Source organism: Streptomyces krungchingensis (assembly GCF_054729265.1).
Window position 1 is genome coordinate 8,928,075 of the sequence record NZ_JBPUKY010000001.1, and the last position, 15,946, is coordinate 8,944,020.

Annotated in this window: 14 protein-coding genes; 10 read left to right on the top strand and 4 right to left on the bottom strand. The window is 72.1% G+C overall.

The window, feature by feature from the left end:
* Window positions 1-116: 116 nt before the first annotated feature.
* The 3 genes from ACSYGO_RS38700 to ACSYGO_RS38710 form a co-directional block, all read right to left on the bottom strand.
* The gene (locus ACSYGO_RS38700; RefSeq protein WP_460389495.1) at window positions 117-650 is read right to left on the bottom strand and encodes a hypothetical protein; all 534 of its coding nucleotides are present in this window, start codon (window positions 648-650) and stop codon (window positions 117-119) included.
* A gap of 225 nt (window positions 651-875) precedes the next feature.
* Window positions 876-1,637, bottom strand: coding sequence for a bestrophin-like domain (locus ACSYGO_RS38705; RefSeq protein WP_426676761.1), 762 nt, complete (start codon window positions 1,635-1,637; stop codon window positions 876-878).
* 16 nt (window positions 1,638-1,653) lie between these two features.
* Entirely contained in the window at window positions 1,654-2,232 is a 579-nt protein-coding gene (locus tag ACSYGO_RS38710; RefSeq protein WP_460389496.1) for a hypothetical protein, read from the bottom strand.
* Window positions 2,233-2,593: 361 nt separating this feature from the next.
* Here ACSYGO_RS38710 and ACSYGO_RS38715 point away from each other — a divergent pair, with 361 nt between their 5' ends.
* From ACSYGO_RS38715 to ACSYGO_RS38730, 4 genes are all read left to right on the top strand, one after another.
* Window positions 2,594-3,538 carry an SCO0930 family lipoprotein gene (locus ACSYGO_RS38715; RefSeq protein ID WP_426676759.1) on the top strand — a complete coding sequence of 315 codons (945 nt, stop codon included), beginning with the start codon at window positions 2,594-2,596 and terminating at the stop codon, window positions 3,536-3,538.
* Between the two features lie 589 nt (window positions 3,539-4,127).
* Complete coding sequence (locus ACSYGO_RS38720) at window positions 4,128-4,940, top strand: SAM-dependent methyltransferase (RefSeq protein WP_426676758.1); 813 nt, start codon at window positions 4,128-4,130, stop codon at window positions 4,938-4,940.
* Window positions 4,937-7,072: a putative bifunctional diguanylate cyclase/phosphodiesterase gene (locus tag ACSYGO_RS38725; RefSeq protein ID WP_426676757.1), complete on the top strand. Its 2,136-nt coding sequence runs from the start codon at window positions 4,937-4,939 to the stop codon at window positions 7,070-7,072. Before ACSYGO_RS38720 ends, ACSYGO_RS38725 begins: the two co-directional genes overlap by 4 nt.
* Before the next feature lie 101 nt (window positions 7,073-7,173).
* Window positions 7,174-7,953: an SDR family NAD(P)-dependent oxidoreductase gene (locus ACSYGO_RS38730; protein WP_460389497.1), complete on the top strand. Its 780-nt coding sequence runs from the start codon at window positions 7,174-7,176 to the stop codon at window positions 7,951-7,953.
* A 333-nt stretch (window positions 7,954-8,286) separates the two neighbouring features.
* Here the strand turns inward: ACSYGO_RS38730 and ACSYGO_RS38735 are convergent, their stop codons facing one another.
* Complete coding sequence (locus ACSYGO_RS38735; RefSeq protein ID WP_028798751.1) at window positions 8,287-9,168, bottom strand: LysR family transcriptional regulator; 882 nt, start codon at window positions 9,166-9,168, stop codon at window positions 8,287-8,289.
* 119 nt (window positions 9,169-9,287) lie between these two features.
* Between ACSYGO_RS38735 and ACSYGO_RS38740 the strand changes: the two genes are divergently transcribed.
* From ACSYGO_RS38740 to ACSYGO_RS38765, 6 genes are all read left to right on the top strand, one after another.
* On the top strand, window positions 9,288-9,959 hold the full coding sequence (locus tag ACSYGO_RS38740; protein WP_426676923.1) for a succinate dehydrogenase: 672 nt from the start codon (window positions 9,288-9,290) through the stop codon (window positions 9,957-9,959).
* 1 nt (window position 9,960) lies between these two features.
* Window positions 9,961-11,919: a fumarate reductase/succinate dehydrogenase flavoprotein subunit gene (locus tag ACSYGO_RS38745; RefSeq protein WP_460389498.1), complete on the top strand. Its 1,959-nt coding sequence runs from the start codon at window positions 9,961-9,963 to the stop codon at window positions 11,917-11,919.
* Window positions 11,916-12,665, top strand: a complete 750-nt coding sequence (locus tag ACSYGO_RS38750; protein WP_345656752.1) for a succinate dehydrogenase/fumarate reductase iron-sulfur subunit — start codon at window positions 11,916-11,918, stop codon at window positions 12,663-12,665. The genes ACSYGO_RS38745 and ACSYGO_RS38750 overlap by 4 nt, the downstream gene beginning before the upstream one ends.
* A gap of 98 nt (window positions 12,666-12,763) precedes the next feature.
* Complete coding sequence (locus ACSYGO_RS38755) at window positions 12,764-13,789, top strand: hypothetical protein (RefSeq protein WP_460389499.1); 1,026 nt, start codon at window positions 12,764-12,766, stop codon at window positions 13,787-13,789.
* 158 nt (window positions 13,790-13,947) lie between these two features.
* Window positions 13,948-14,718, top strand: coding sequence for a GNAT family N-acetyltransferase (locus ACSYGO_RS38760; protein ID WP_432188706.1), 771 nt, complete (start codon window positions 13,948-13,950; stop codon window positions 14,716-14,718).
* A gap of 443 nt (window positions 14,719-15,161) precedes the next feature.
* Window positions 15,162-15,932 carry a lysophospholipid acyltransferase family protein gene (locus ACSYGO_RS38765; protein ID WP_460389500.1) on the top strand — a complete coding sequence of 257 codons (771 nt, stop codon included), beginning with the start codon at window positions 15,162-15,164 and terminating at the stop codon, window positions 15,930-15,932.
* The last annotated feature ends 14 nt before the right edge of the window (window positions 15,933-15,946 follow it).

Sequence of the window (15,946 nt, forward strand, 5' to 3'; positions counted from 1 at the left end):
GGGACCCGTCGGCCCGCGCGGAGACCGCATGTGACAGCCCTCCGCCCCGGATGCCCCCGACAGGGCGGCCGGGGCGGAGGGTCGTGCCGCTCCGGCCGTGGGGCCCTCGGAGCCCGTCATGAGTCGTCGGGCGTGGCGCGGCGGCGCGCCACGTACCACGCGGCGCCGATGGAACCGGTGACGAGAGCCGCTCCCAGACCGATCTTCCGGAGGTCGAAGCCGTCGCTGCTGCCGCCGACACCGGCGTCGACACCCTGCTGCGCGGGGACGGTCGTCACGTCGGCCGAACCGCCGCCCGCGATGGCGAGATCCGTGTGACCGGTCGTGCCGCCGCAGGAGAACGTCACCTCGTACACGGCACCCGGCTTGGCGTTCCGGTCGACCACGACGGTGGCGGAGGACTGCGCCGCGGGGATGCTGACGGTGTCGAAGACGCCCGAGGAGACGGTGGCCGCGCCGCTGCAGCCGCCGCTGTCCCGCTTCAGCTGGAGCGAGACCTGGCCGCCCGCGACGACCGTCGAGGGCTGGACGGCGAAGCCGAACGGCGTGATGTCCGAGCCGCTGCCGTCGTCGGCGAGCGCGGCGGGTGCCGCGCAGGCCAGGAAGGTCACGACGAGCAGTGCGGCCGACGCGACGCGTATCGCGTGCATGGGGAAGCCTCCGGGTCCCGAGGAGCCTCGCTGCGGACCGTTCCGCTCGCGTCGGAGATGCGCCTCGACGGGACGAAACGCTAGGAAAGGGTGCGCGCGGGCGCGATCGCAGTCGCGCGAACGGGTCAGTCGTGTGGGCCGTACGGGGGATGGCGTACGTACGGCCGGGGGACGGGAGCGGCGTGGCTCCCGGCCCCCGGCCGCGTGGTGGTCATCGGGGTCCCGTCACCCGGTCAGGTGCGGGAACAGCGCGGTGAACGGCTCCGCCGAGGCGGCGATCCCCCTGCTGTAGGGCGCGTCGAAGTCCCAGATCAGGAAGAGCAGGAACGCGATCAGCGCGGAGAACAGCCCGGCGAGGATCAGCTCCCGGGCGGTGCGCCGGATCTGCAGCGCGAACACCATCCCGACGGTCACCACGGCGCCGGTGATCAGCCCGAACCACACCACGCCCGGCATGGTCGCCCCGGTCGAGTCGGCGCGGGCGCTGCGCGCGGCGTCCGCCGCCGTCACCTGGTCGACGAGCGGCTGGTAGGCCTGTGCCTCGAAGTCCGACTTCGGCTCGTAGTCGGTGACGTCCTGGCGGATGCGGTCGAGGAGCCGGGCGCCCTCGGCGGTCATCCGGCCCTTCTCCATCGCCTTCCACTCGGTCGTGACGACGTGGCCGGCATAGGCGTTGACGTCGTCACGGACGCGGTCGCGCACCTCGGGCGGGTAGACGCGGACCCGCTCCGAGATCTCGTGCAGGGCCTGGGCCTCCGCCTGCACATGGTCCTGTGCGGCGCCCCGGGCCTCCCAGACACCCGCGATGGCCAGCCCGAGAACGATGGCGTACACCACGCCGATCATCATCGTCATGTACTCGATGACGTCCGGGGTCTCGGACGGATCTTCGTCCTCGCGGGCCCTGCGGTGGCGTACGAGGACCACGATGAGTACGACGACGCACGCGGCCGCCATCGCGAGGGCGAGAACAAGCCAATCCGACAAGGTTGCCTCCTGGGGGTCAGCGCGGGCGCAGCGCCGCGACGGCGAGCACCGCGGGCGCGGTGATGAGCAGGGTGAGCGAGACGAGCGACGGCCCGCTGCGCGGTGGGTGCTTGTGCGGCGCGGCGTGGTACGCCGGATAACTCACCGGCGTCGGCGACGGCTTGGGGCGCTCGGGCGGCGGCTTCGGCGCCGGCGGGGGAGCGGCCCGTCGTACGACGGGCCGTGGCTCGGGCGCCGGAGGAGGCGGGGGCGGCGGAGGCGGCGGGTCGGGCTTCGGGGGACGAGGAGGCGCCGGCTTCGGCGGAGGCGTCGGTTTCGGGGGCGGGGTGGGCTTCGGTGTGGGGGTCGGAGTCGGTGTGGGCGGGCAGGGCGGCGTCGGCGTGGGGGTCGGGCACCAGGCGGTGTCCCCGGCCACGGCCACCGCGCCGCTTCCCGCGGCGGCCACCGCCGTGGTGCCGTCCGGGCCGGTCGAGGCGTACGCACAGGCGTCGGCCGAGGCCGTGCCGCTCGGCGCCCCGGCGAGGATCCAGGTGAGCGTCAGCAGCGTCAGCACCCGTATGACGAGGGCGGATCGGGTCCGCGGAGGTCCATGCACGACCGAGATCATGGAGCGATCGCGGCCCGGCCACGCCGGAGTGCCGGGGGAATGCCCCGAAGGGGGGACGCCTGCCCCGTCGCGGTTTGACGGCAGGCAGGGGGCGGGCCGGACAGGTCCGTACACGTGCGCCAGGGCGGCGCGGGCGGGGCGCGCGCTGTGGGTCCGCGCGCCTGCGGCGGAACGCGGGCCGAGCGCGCCGGTGACGTGCGCGCTCGCGCGCCGGGGCGCACACCGCGTCACAGGTTCCGGAAAGAATTTTGTGAGCCGGTTGAACACTCCCGCCACCCCCGCCCGTACCTAGGGCCATGCGCGGCGCAGCAGGGCGCTGCAACACTTATGCGAACAGCGGGAGTTACCAATGAAGACCTCCTGGCGGAGCGCCTCGCTCGTAGCGACAGCTGCGGCCGTGCTGGCGCTCACGACGGCGTGCGGTCAGGATCAGGGCGCCCAGTCGACGGGCAGCCAGAACGTGGGTGCGACCGCCGCCGCGGGTGATTACGGGACCGGCACCACCGTCGGCAATGGCTACGGCGCCGATTCCAAGGACCAGCAGAGTGCCGCGGCCCAGGCGGAATCCGCAGGTCAGCTCGATGTCACCGAAAGCACGAAGCTGGGCAAGGTGCTCACCGACAGCGCCGGCTTCACCCTGTACCGCTTCGACAAGGACACGGCCGAGCCGCCCAAGTCGAGCTGTGACGGCGACTGTGCGAAGGCATGGCCGCCCGTTCCCGCCGAGGGCGCCGAGGCGGCGACCGGCGTGGACAAGGCCCTGCTCGGCGAGGTGACCCGCTCGGACGGCACGAAGCAGCTGACCATCGGCGGCTGGCCGATGTACCGCTATGCAAAGGACACCAAAGCCGGCGACACCAACGGCCAGGCCGTCGGAGGCACTTGGTACGCCTCCGCCCCCGACGGCAAGAAGGCGACCCTGGCCGACCTGCCCGGCCTCTCCGTCCACAAGGACCCGAAGCTCGGCGACATCATCGTCGACAAGAACGGCATGACCGTCTACCGCTTCATGAAGGACCAGGCCTGGCCCGTCTCCAAGTCGGCCTGCACCGGTGCCTGCCTGGAGAAGTGGCCGGCCGTCGCGCCGGTTGCCGAGAACGACACCAAGGGCGTCAAGAAGAAGGGCCTCATGCCCTTCACCCGCCCCGACGGCATCAAGCAGATGACGGTCAACTGCTGGCCCATCTACACCTTCTCCGGGGACAAGGCTCCCGGTGACACCAACGGTCAGGGCGTGGGCGGCACGTGGTACGCCGTCGCCCCCGACGGAAAGCCGGTCGGCGCGCAGGAGTAGTTGATCATCTCCCCAGGGTTGATCGTCCCGCCCGGACAGCCACGGATCGCGGAAGGGAGTGGACGCAGACAGGCAAGTGTGCCGGACCAACGGAACAGCGCGCGCGACCCCGGTCCGCCCCCTCCGCACCGCAACGGAGGGGGCGGACCGTTCGGTGTGCCCGGACCGGCGCGACCGGGGTCGGCGTGCCGGGCAGCGCACCACGGCGGCCGGGTGACACCGGGTGCCGACGGATCCCGTACGCTGGCGGAAGTTGACGGAGTCCGTCCGGATTTCAAAGATTTCCGTGATCTCCGGCCGACGGTGAATGGCCGTCGGTGAAGCGGCCGATCACGGCGACTCTCCGGTCCGCGTGACCACGCTTCGTCACTCCTCCGAGCTTTTTTGGAATGCTTCGGGGCGATTTCGCAGGGGCGGCGCACTGCTTGTTCGTGAGCGGTTCGCGGGACGTCAATTCGGCACTTGCCCGAGGCAGTGACCGGGAACGGATGGTCAATTTCCGTTTTGGCTCGCCCGTTTGGCGGGCGATCAGTAGCCTCAGCTCGAACACCGGATCGCCTACGCCGTCGCCTACGCCTTGGAGAGATAGATGGAGCGTCCCGCCTGGGCCCCCCGCAGCATTGACATCTCGATGCCGAGCGTGTCCCGAATGTATGACTACTACCTGGGCGGTTCGCACAACTTCGAGGTCGACCGGGAAGCGGCACGCAAGGCGATGGAGTTCATGCCGGGACTTCCCAAGATCATGCAGGCGAACCGCGCGTTCATGCGGCGTGCCGTGCGCTTTGCCGCGGACGAGGGCATCGACCAGTTCCTGGACATCGGTTCGGGCATCCCCACCTTCGGAAACGTCCACGAGGTCGCCCAGTCGGCGAGGCCCGGCGCGCACGTCCTCTACGTCGACCACGATCCGGTGGCGGTCGCGCACAGCGAGGCCGTACTGCGGGACAACGACGACGCGGACGTCCTCGCCGCCGATCTGCTCAAGCCCCACGAGATCCTGGCGAGCCCTCAACTCCAGCGGCTGATCGACCTGAACCGGCCGGTCGCCCTGCTTCTCGTTGCCATACTTCACTTCGTGGAAGACGCGGACGACCCGTACGGAGCGGTGGCGGAGCTGCGCGACGCACTCGCGCCGGGCAGCCTGCTCATCGTCACGCACGCCTCGTACGAGGGGATTCCGCTCCCGCCGGAGCGGGCCGAAGGCGCGGTCGACGTCTACAAGAACATCCGCAATCCGCTGATCATGCGCTCGCGCGAACAGATCGCGCGGTTCTTCGAGGGGTACGACATGGTGGAACCCGGACTGGTGCCGATGCCGGACTGGAGGCCCGACACGGCATCGGAGGACGAGGATCCCTATTCCTTCTCCGGGTTCGGCGGCGTGGGGCGCACGGCGTGACCGCCGAGCCGGACGGGCCGGAAGACAGACTGCGGCGGTTCGCGACGATCTGGAGCCGGGCGGTGTTCCCGGTGACCTCGACGTCGCTGACCCGGCCCGAGTTCGAACAGCTGCTGATCCCGCTGGCCCGGCGGCTGAGCGACGCGCTGCGGGCCCGGACCTTCGAGGCGGCCGAGGGCCAGGCGGTCGGCGCCGCGCTCGTGGCCGCGCACTGCACGGACCCGGAGGCGCTCAGCCGCGCACTCGACTGCGTCGACGCCTACCTGGTGCTGTACTGCGGAGAGGACGGACCCCAGGAGGCGCTGCGGACCCGGTCCGCACGGCTCCAGCACGCCATGGCCGCCGGTTTCGCGCAGGCCCTGCGGGAGCGGACCCTCTCCGAACAGGAAGCCATCTCCCGTGCGGCGCTGAGCGCGAGGAGCGCGGTGGCCGAGGCGCTGCACGCCAGCGAGGCCCGCTTCCGCGCGGTCTTCGAGGGCGCGGCCATAGGAATCGGCATCGCCGACCTGGAGGGCAACGTCCTCCAGGTCAACGGGGCGCTGCTGCGCATGTTCGGCGGCTCCGAGCAGTTGATGCTCGGCCGCAAGGTCCCCGAGTGGACCCACCCCGAGGACGCTCCCCAGGTCTGGCGGCTGTACGAGGAACTGGTCCGCGGCGAGCGCGAGCACTACCACGTCGAAAAGGCCTTCTACCGGCCCGACGGCACGGCCCTGTGGACCAATCTGACGGTCTCCCTGCTGCGCGACGCGGACGGCGAACCCCAGTACCAGCTGGCGCTGATGGAGGACACCACCGAGCGGCGGCTGCTCAATCTGCGGCTGCGCTACGAGGCCACGCACGACGCGCTCACCGGACTGCCCAACCGCACCCTCTTCTTCGAGCGCCTGGAGAAGGCGCTGTCCGCGGGCGAGGGCCAGCGCTTCGGCCTGTGCTACCTCGACCTCGACGGCTTCAAGACCATCAACGACAGCCTCGGGCACGCGGCCGGGGACCGGCTGCTCGTCGAGGTCGCCGACCGGCTGCAGTCCTGCGCGACCGCCCCCGGCGAGATGGTCGCGCGGCTCGGCGGCGACGAGTTCGTCGCGCTCACCACCGGTCCCGGCACCGAGCACGAGGTCGACGAACTCGCCGGGCGCATCATGAACGCCCTCGTCACGCCGATCAGCATCGACGGCCGTGAGCTGACCGTGCGCGGCAGCATCGGCATCGTCGAGGGCCCGGCCGGGGAACGCGGTCCCGCCGAGGTGCTGCGCAGCGCCGACATCACGATGTACCGGGCCAAGTCCGCGGGCGGCAACCGCTTCGAGCTGGCGGACCCCGAGGCCGACGCCCGCGCCATCACCCGGCACGGACTGACCACCGCGCTGCCCGCGGCCCTGGACCGGGGCGAGTTCTTCATCGAGTACCAGCCGCTCGTGCACCTCGGCGACGGCAGTGTCCGCGGCGCCGAGGCACTGGTGCGCTGGCTGCACCCGCAGCACGGCGTCCTCGGCCCCGACCGTTTCATCCCGCTCGCCGAGCACACCGGCCTGATCGTGCCGCTCGGCCGCTGGGTCCTGGAGCAGTCCGTGCGCCAGGCCCGTGCCTGGCAGGAACGCCACGCCGACGCCGGCCCGCTGCGGATCAACGTCAATCTGTCGCCGTGCCAGCTGACCCACCCCGGCCTGGTGCAGGACACGGTCGACATCCTGGAGCGCGAGGGACTCGACGCCGACGCGCTGTGCCTGGAGGTCACCGAGTCCGCGCTGATCGGCGCCGACGACGACCTGCTGAAGCCGCTGCGCCGGCTCGCCGAGATGGGCGTCGACATCGCCCTGGACGACTTCGGCACGGGCTACTCGAACCTCGCGAACCTGCGCCGGCTGCCCGTGAGCATCCTCAAGCTGGACCGGTCCTTCACCCAGGGCATGCAGCAGTTCCCCGCGGACCCCGTCGACCTGAAGATCGTCGAGGGCATCGTGTCCCTCGCCCACTCCCTCGACCTCGCGGTCACGGTCGAGGGCGTGGAGACGGGCGCGCAGGCCGAACAGCTGCGGATACTCGGCTGCGACACCGCCCAGGGCTGGTACTACGCCCGCCCGGGCCCGCCGGAGCGCCTGCACGAGCTGGCGCTGGTGGACGCCACGGGCTGAGACCGCGGGCGTGCCGTGGTCTCCTGGAACGGGGCGGCCTCGCGCCACCGGTGCGGGCGCCCCGACTCCCGGCACACCCCCACGGGCAGGAGCTGAGCGGCATGGGCAAGGAACTCGAGGGCCGGACCGCCGTGGTGACCGGTGCCAGCAAAGGCATCGGGCTGGCGATCGTCGAAGCGCTCGCCGGCGCGGGAGCGAGGGTCGTCGCCGGATCCCGGACCACGACGAAGGAACTGGACGCGCTGGTCGAGCAGGGCTCGGTCGTCTGGGTCCCGGCCGACCTCGTCGAACCGGACGCCGCCGAGCGACTGGTCGCCGCGGCGGACGGGCGGATCGACGTCCTGGTGAACAACGTCGGCGCCGCCCCGGCCCGTACCGGCGGCTTCCTGTCCGTGACCGACGAGGACTGGCAGCGTGTCGTCGACCTCAATCTGCTGACGGCCGTACGGGTCACCCGGGCCGCCCTGCCGGTGATGCTGGACGCTGGCGAGGGCTCCGTCGTGACCGTCGCCTCGGTCAACGCCACCCTGCCCGACCCCCTGGTGATCGACTACAGCGCGAGCAAGGCCGCCCTCGTCGCCTTCTCCAAGGCGCTGTCGAAGGAGGTCGGCCCGCGGGGCATCCGGGTCAACACGGTCAGTCCGGGGCCGGTGAAGACCGAGCTGTGGCTCGGCGGCGACGGAGTGGCCGCGACCGTCTCCTCGGCCGCCGGGATCACGCCGGACGACGTCGTCGCGAAGGCCTCCGCCGCCACGGTCACCGGCCGCTTCTCGCTGCCCTCGGAGGTCGCGGAGACCGTGCTCTTCCTGGCGGGCGACCGCGCCCGCAACATCACCGGAAGCGACCTGGTCATCGACGGCGGGTTCATCCCGACCCGGTGACCGCTCGGTGGGCGTGCCCCGCCCGCCGCCCCGGCCCGCCGACCTCACCGGCCTGTCTTGGGCCGGTGACGGTCCCGCTGACGTGCCCGGCCCGTCGGACCCGGCGGATCCGGTCTCGGCCGGGTGACCGCTCGGTGGGCGTGCCCCGCCGGCCGCCCCGGCCCGCCGACCTCGTCGGCCTGACTTCGGCCGGTGACGGTCCCGCTCACCGCCCCGGCCCGCCGACCTCACCGGCCTGACTTCGGCCCGTGACCGTCCCGCAGGACCGCCCCTCCCGCCGCCCCTCGCGGACCAGCCCCCGACCGGGCGCGCTGCCTGTGGAAGGGCCGCCCGTCAGCGCTCCAGCAGCATCCGCTGGAGCTCGCGTGCCGCCCGCGGCGGAGCCACGTCGCTGCGGTGCGCGAGCGCGATCGTCCGGTGCAGCCCGGGCCGGGCCAGCGGGGTCACCCGCAGCCCCCGCCCGGACCGCGTCGCGACCATGCGCGGCACGACGGCCACGCCCAGTCCCGCGCGGACGAAGCCGAGCACGGCGTCCATCTCGCCGCCCTCGACGGCGAAGTCGGGCTCGAAGCCCTCGGCACGACAGGCGGCCACGGTCAGTTCCCGCAGGTCGTAGCCGTGCCGGAACATGACGAGGCGCTCGCCCTCAAGATCGGCGATGCGCACCGTACGGCCGGTGCCCGGCGCGGGCGCGTCCGGAGACGACACCACCACCAGGTCCTCGCGCAGCAGTTCCAGGGTGGTCAGCGCGGGAGACGGCGTGGGGAGGGGAAGGACGACGAGGGCGAGGTCCAGGGCGCCGCGCGCGAGTTCCCGTACGAGGTCGTGCGAGCCGCCCTCCTCGATGAGCAGCCGGATGCCCGGATACCGGTCGTGGAAGGCGCGCAGCACATCGGGGAGCAGGCCGGTGCACAGGCTGGGGGTGGCACCGAGGCGGACCCGGCCGCTGCGCAGCTGGGCCAGTTCCTGCACCTCGTGCCGGGCCGTGTCCGCGTCGGCGAGGATGCGCCGGGCCAGCGGCAGCAGCGCCTCGCCCGCGTCCGTCAGCGTGATGTTCCCCCGCGCCCGCTGGAAGAGGTCCGCCCCGAGCTCCCGTTCCAGCGCCTTGATCTGCTGGGACAGGGACGGCTGCGCGACATGGACGAGATCGGCGGCACGGGTGAAGTGCCGGGTCTCGGCGACCGCCACGAAGTACTGGAGCTGCTGGAACTGCATACCTCGACGATAGTCCATGCCTATGGAAACAAGCTGGACCATGTCTTGGACCGATCGGCCCTGTGGGCCCTAGCTTCGACGGCATGGCTCTGGCAACGCGGACGGACCGACGGTCGTCCATGGCGCGTACCGTGTGGGACAGCTCCGTCGGCAAGAAGACCGTGATGGCGGTCAGCGGCCTGATCATGCTGCTCTACCTGGTCGCCCACATGATCGGGAACCTGAAGATCTACTTCGGGGCCGGCGAGTTCAACGACTACGCCCACTGGCTGCGCACCATCGGCGAACCCGTCATGCACTACGAGTGGACCCTCTGGGTGCTGCGCGTGGTGCTGGTCGTCGCGGTCGTCGCGCACGCCGTCTCCGCCTACCAGCTCAGCCGCCGCGACATCAAGGCGCGCCCCAGCAGGTACGTGCACAAGAAGGCCCGGGCGAGCTACGCCACGCGCACCATGCGCTGGGGCGGGATCATCCTCGGCCTGTTCATCGTCTGGCACCTGCTGGACCTGACGACCGGCACGGTGCACTCCGGCGGCTTCCAGGAGGGCCACCCGTACCAGAACGTCGTGGACACCTTCTCCACCTGGTACGGCAACGTCGTCTACATCGTCGCGATGCTCGCGCTCGGCCTGCACATCCGGCACGGCTTCTGGAGCGCGGCACAGACCCTCGGCGCCGGCCGCCGCAGCCGCGACCGTGCCCTCAAGGCCGGCGCGAACGCCCTCGCGCTGGTGCTGACGGCGGGCTTCATCGCCGTACCCGTCGGAGTCATGACCGGAGTGGTGAGCTGACATGACCGTATCGTCCGAATACTCCGCGTACCCGACCGGTGAACCGGTCGCCGACGCCAAGGCCCCGCAGGGCCCGGTCGACGAACGCTGGGACACCCGCCGCTTCGAGGCCAAGCTCGTGAACCCCGCCAACCGCCGCAAGCACACCGTGATCGTCGTGGGCACCGGTCTCGCGGGCGGCTCCGCGGGCGCCACGCTGGCCGAACAGGGCTACCACGTCGTCCAGTTCTGCTACCAGGACTCGCCCCGCCGGGCCCACTCGATCGCCGCGCAGGGCGGTATCAACGCGGCGAAGAACTACCGCAACGACGGCGACTCCGTCCACCGGCTCTTCTACGACACCGTCAAGGGCGGCGACTTCCGCGCCCGGGAGTCGAACGTGCACCGGCTGGCGCAGATCTCCGTGGAGATCATCGACCAGTGCGTGGCGCAGGGCGTGCCCTTCGCCCGCGAGTACGGCGGCCTCCTCGACACCCGCTCCTTCGGCGGCGTCCAGGTCTCCCGCACCTTCTACGCCCGCGGCCAGACGGGCCAGCAACTGCTGCTCGGCGCCTACCAGGCACTGTCCCGGCAGATCGCCGCGGGCAACGTGGAGATGCACCCGCGGACCGAGATGCTGGACCTGATCGTGATCGACGGACGGGCACGCGGCATCGTGGCCCGCGACCTGATCACCGGCCGCATCGACACGTACTTCGCGGACGCCGTGGTCCTCGCCTCCGGCGGCTACGGCAACGTGTTCTACCTGTCGACGAACGCGATGAACTCGAACGCGACCGCGATCTGGCGCGCGCACCGGCGCGGCGCGTACTTCGCCAACCCGTGCTTCACCCAGATCCATCCGACCTGCATCCCGCGCACCGGCGACCACCAGTCCAAGCTGACGCTGATGAGCGAGTCGCTGCGCAACGACGGGCGCATCTGGGTGCCGAAGGCGAAGGGGGACACCCGCCCGGCGGGCGAGATCCCGGAGGAGGAGCGCGACTACTACCTGGAGCGCATCTACCCGTCCTTCGGCAATCTCGTGCCTCGGGACATCGCCTCCCGTGCCGCGAAGAACGTCTGCGACGAGGGCCGCGGCGTCGGCCCCGGCGGCCAGGGCGTCTACCTCGACTTCGCGGACGCCATCCGGCGGATGGGCCGCAAGGCGGTCGAGGAGAAGTACGGCAACCTCTTCGACATGTACGCCCGGATCACCGCCGAGGACCCGTACACGGTGCCGATGCGGATCTACCCCGCCGTGCACTACACGATGGGCGGTCTGTGGGTCGACTACGACCTCCAGACCACCGTCCCCGGCCTGTTCGCGATCGGCGAGGCCAACTTCTCCGACCACGGCGCGAACCGCCTCGGCGCCTCCGCCCTGATGCAGGGCCTCGCCGACGGCTACTTCGTCCTGCCCTCGACGATCAACGACTACCTCGCCCGCAACCCCCACACGGGCGAGGTGACCGACGAACACCCGGCCGTCCAGGAGGTGCTGGCGGAGACCGAGGACCGGCTGCGGCTGCTCCTCGCCGTCGACGGCGACCGCACCCCGGACTCCTTCCACCGCGAAGTCGGCGAACTGATGTGGGAGTTCTGCGGCATGGCCCGCACCGAGACCGGACTGCGCAAGGCGCTGGAGCGGATCCCGCAGATCCGCGAGGAGTTCTGGCGGCGCATCAAGGTCCCCGGCACCGGCGAGGAGTTCAACCAGTCGCTGGAGAAGGCCAACCGCGTCGTCGACTACCTCGAACTCGCCGAGCTGATGTGCCTCGACGCGCTGCACCGCTCCGAGTCGTGCGGCGGGCACTTCCGCGAGGAGTCCCAGACCCCGGACGGCGAGGCCGCCCGCAAGGACGAGGAGTTCTCCTACGCGGCGGCCTGGGAGTTCACCGAGACGGGCCAGGCCCCCGTCCTGCACAAGGAAGACCTCGTCTTCGAGTACGTCCACCCCACTCAGCGGAGCTACGCATGAAGCTCACCCTGCGCGTCTGGCGACAGAAGAACGCCGACGCCGAAGGCGCCATGTCCACGTACCAGGTGGACGACATCTCGGCCGACATGTCCTTCCTGGAGATGCTCGACACCCTCAACGAGGAACTCATCCTCAAGGGCGAGGACCCCGTCGCCTTCGACCACGACTGCCGCGAGGGCATCTGCGGCGCCTGCTCGCTCGTCATCAACGGAGACGCGCACGGCCCCGAACGCACCACCACCTGCCAGCTGCACATGCGGTCCTTCCAGGACGGCGACACCATCGACATCGAACCCTGGCGTGCCTCGGCCTTCCCGGTCGTCAAGGACCTCGTCGTCGACCGCTCCGCCTTCGACCGCATCATCCAGGCCGGCGGCTACATCACGGCCCCCACCGGCGCCGCGCCGGAGGCCCACGCCACGCCCGTGCCCAAGCCGGACGCCGACTTCGCCTTCGAACACGCCGAGTGCATCGGCTGCGGTGCCTGCGTCGCCGCCTGCCCCAACGGCGCGGCCATGCTCTTCACCTCCGCCAAGATCAACCACCTCAACGTGCTCCCGCAGGGCGCTCCCGAACGCGAGTCGCGGGTGCTCGACATGGTGGCTCAGATGGACGAGGAGGGCTTCGGCGGCTGCACGCTCGCCGGGGAGTGCGCGACGGCGTGCCCCAAGGGCATCCCGCTGTTCTCCATCACCAGCATGAACAAGGAGTGGCTGCGCGCGACCCGCTCGTCGGGCAAGCGTTAGCCGTACGTCGTTCGCCGTAAGGGTGCGGACGGGCGGGACCGGGAGTGGTGCTCATCCCCGGTCCCGCCAGGCACCCCCGCCGTCGGTAGGCTGCCGGCATGATCTTCGACAACAACGGGAGGGAGCGGTTCCTCGAAGCCGTCACGGACTTCGAGGCCGCTGTGCGCGAACGGGACGTCGACCGTTCGGAACGCGCGTTCGGAGAGTTGTACCGCCACTTCGGGGACGCGGGGGAGCGCGAAGTCGGCCGGGCGGCACCGCTGTTGGCCGCGCTGCTGCCCGAGGTGCCCCCGGGCCCGCGCGGCACCGTCGCCGTGCTCGTCGGGGCCTGCGTGGAGCGCGGCGCCGACGCCGGGCCCTGCGCGCCGCACGTCTTCGCCGAACTCGCCGAGACACTCGCCGCCGCCGGTGAATTCTGCGAACGCTGGGAGGAGACCGGCGGAGGGGACTTCCCCGACCCGGAGGGCGGTGCGCCGGACCCGGCGCTCTTCGACCGCGTCGGGGCGGAACCGGCCCTGGCCTGGATGACGCTGCCCCAGTTCGAGATGGCGTCCGTCGCCATGCTGAACCACGCCGGGGTGCGCGGCGCCCTCGACAGCGCCCTGCGCAACCGGCTGCTGCGTGCCACGCGGACCGTCGAGGAGGCGTCCGGACACCACTTCAAGTGCCTGACGTACGCCCTGCTGGCCCTCGACGAGCCGCTGATCGTGCTGCACCGCCCGACGGGAACCGGTTACGCGATGCGCATGCGGGGCATCGGCGACAACTTCCAGCTGCACACGCTGGTCGCCGACGTCCTCGTCGGCGGCGGCCACATACCCGGCCGCGCCCCGTCCGCGCAGGAGGCCGCGGTCTGCCGCGACCAGCCCGGACAGGTGCACACCACCGGCTCCTTCAACCTCGTCGCCCCCACCGGGGAGTGGGTGTGGAACGAGGGCACACCCAGCGACATCCCCGTCGTCGACGGCGTCCGGCTGCTCGTCCTCGACCCGCCGGCCTACGAGCGGAGCTGGCCCTCGGGCCGGTTCTTCCCGAACATGACGGGCGACCTCGTCCTGGAGCGGGTGCTCGCCGCCGAGGAGGCCGGGCGCCTGCTCGCCGGGTGCGTGACCAAGGACGGCTGACCGGGCCGGGGACCCGGCGTTCAACAACCCCACATCCACTCTCCTGGCACAGGTCACGCGCACGCCAACCGGCATCGGAAGAACAGGAGCGCACGGACCGAACACCGCTGGTCCGCGCCCGCCGCGCCGCCGAACCGGCCCGTGACCAGGAGAGTGCCATGACCGGCGTTTCCACCCTCGACACCCCGCCCCAGTCCGTCGCCCCCACCCGCTACACCGTCACCCTGGCCCGCGACGAGGCCGACGTGCGAGCCGCGCAGCGGCTGCGCCACGACGTGTTCGCCGGGGAGATGGGCGCCCTCCTGTCCACCCCGGAACCGGGCCTCGACGTCGACGCCTTCGACGCGTACTGCGACCACCTGCTGGTCCGGGACACGGTGACCGGCCAGGTCGTCGGCACCTACCGGCTGCTGCCGCCCGAGCGGGCCGCGATCGCCGGACGGCTGTACTCGGAGAGCGAGTTCGACCTCGGTCCGCTCGCCCCGATCCGCTCCGGGCTCGTCGAGGTGGGCCGCTCCTGCGTGCACCCCGACCACCGCGACGGCACCGTCATCGGACTCATCTGGGCGGGGATAGCCCGCTACATGGTCGAGGGCGGCCACGAGTGGCTCGCCGGCTGCTGCTCCATCCCGCTCGCCGACGGCGGCACCCTCGCCGCGGGCACCTGGGACCGTGTCCGCACCCGGCACTTGGCACCCGAGGAGCACCGCGTACGTCCCCTGCTGCCGTGGAGCGCCGAGGGCGTCACCCGGCCCGCCCGCACCGAGCTTCCCCCGCTGCTGCGCGGCTATCTGCGACTCGGCGCCTGGGTCTGCGGAGAGCCCGCCCACGACCCGGACTTCGGGGTCGCCGACCTGTACGTGCTGCTGCCGATGAGCCGGGTCAACCCGCGCTATCTGCGGCACTTCCTCTCCCTCGTCCCGGCGTGATGAGCACCCACGACGTGGGAGCACCGGGCCCGGGGGCACTCGGCGCGGGACCGGCCCGGCCGGGTGCCGGGAGCCCGGACCGGCCACACGCCGACGCACCCGGGCCCCGGTCCCGGCCGGGCGCCCCGCCGCCGGGCGCCCGGGAGCTGGGCGGAGCCGAAGCCGCCGCCCCGGAGCGAGGCGGTGCCGGAGCCGCCGCCCTGGACCGAGGCGGTGCCGGAGCCGCCGTCCGAGAGCGGGGTGGTGCTGGAGCTGCCGTCCCGGAGCGAGGCGGTGCCGGAGCCGCCGTCCGAGAGCGGGGTGGTGCTGGAGCTGCCGTCCCGGACCGCGGCAGCGTCGAAGCCGCCGCCCTGGACCGAGGCGGTGCCGGAGCCGCCGCACCATCACCCGCCGGCACCGGCAGCGCCTGGCTGCCCACCGCTCCCTGCTCTCCCGGGGCCTGCGTGGAGTCGACGGCGTCCTGGACCGCGGTGCCCCGCGCCGTGCTGCGGCTCGCCGCGGTCCTGGCCGTCGTCCTCACCGGGGTCCTGCTCGCTCCGGGGATCGCCCGGATGCGGGCGGTGCGACGGGACCGGATGATCCGCCGCTGGTGCCGGGCCGTCGTCCGGGTGAGCGGGGTACGGACCAGGATCACCGGGACCGCCGTGCCCACCGGCGGTCTGCTGCTCGTGGCCAATCACATCTCCTGGCTGGACATCCCGCTGCTCGCCGCGGTCCGCCCGGCGCGGATGCTCGCCAAGACCGAGGTGCGGGCCTGGCCCGTGGCGGGAGCCCTCGCCGCACGCGGGGGCACCCTCTTCATCGAGCGGGACCGGCTCCGCGCGCTGCCCGGCACGGTGACCCGCATCGCCGAGGCCCTGCACGCCGGCGCGGCCGTCGTCGCCTTCCCCGAGGGCAGTACCTGGTGCGGCCGTGCCCAGGGCCGCTTCCGCCGGGCCGTCTTCCAGGCCGCGCTGGACTCGGGAGCGCCCGTGCAGCCGGTGCGCGTCCACTACCGGTCGAGCGGCGGAGAGGAGAGCACCGCCGCCGCGTTCGTCGGCGACGACTCGCTCCTCGCGTCACTGTGGCGGGTCGCCACCACACGCGGCCTGGTGGCCGAGGTCGAGGTACGGCCACCGATCGCGTCCCGCAACCACCCGGACCGCCGGGGCCTGGCCGCGGCGGCGCAAGGAGCGCCGGACTGGGTGCGGGCGCAGACGGCGGTCCACCCCTGAAGCCTCAACTCCCT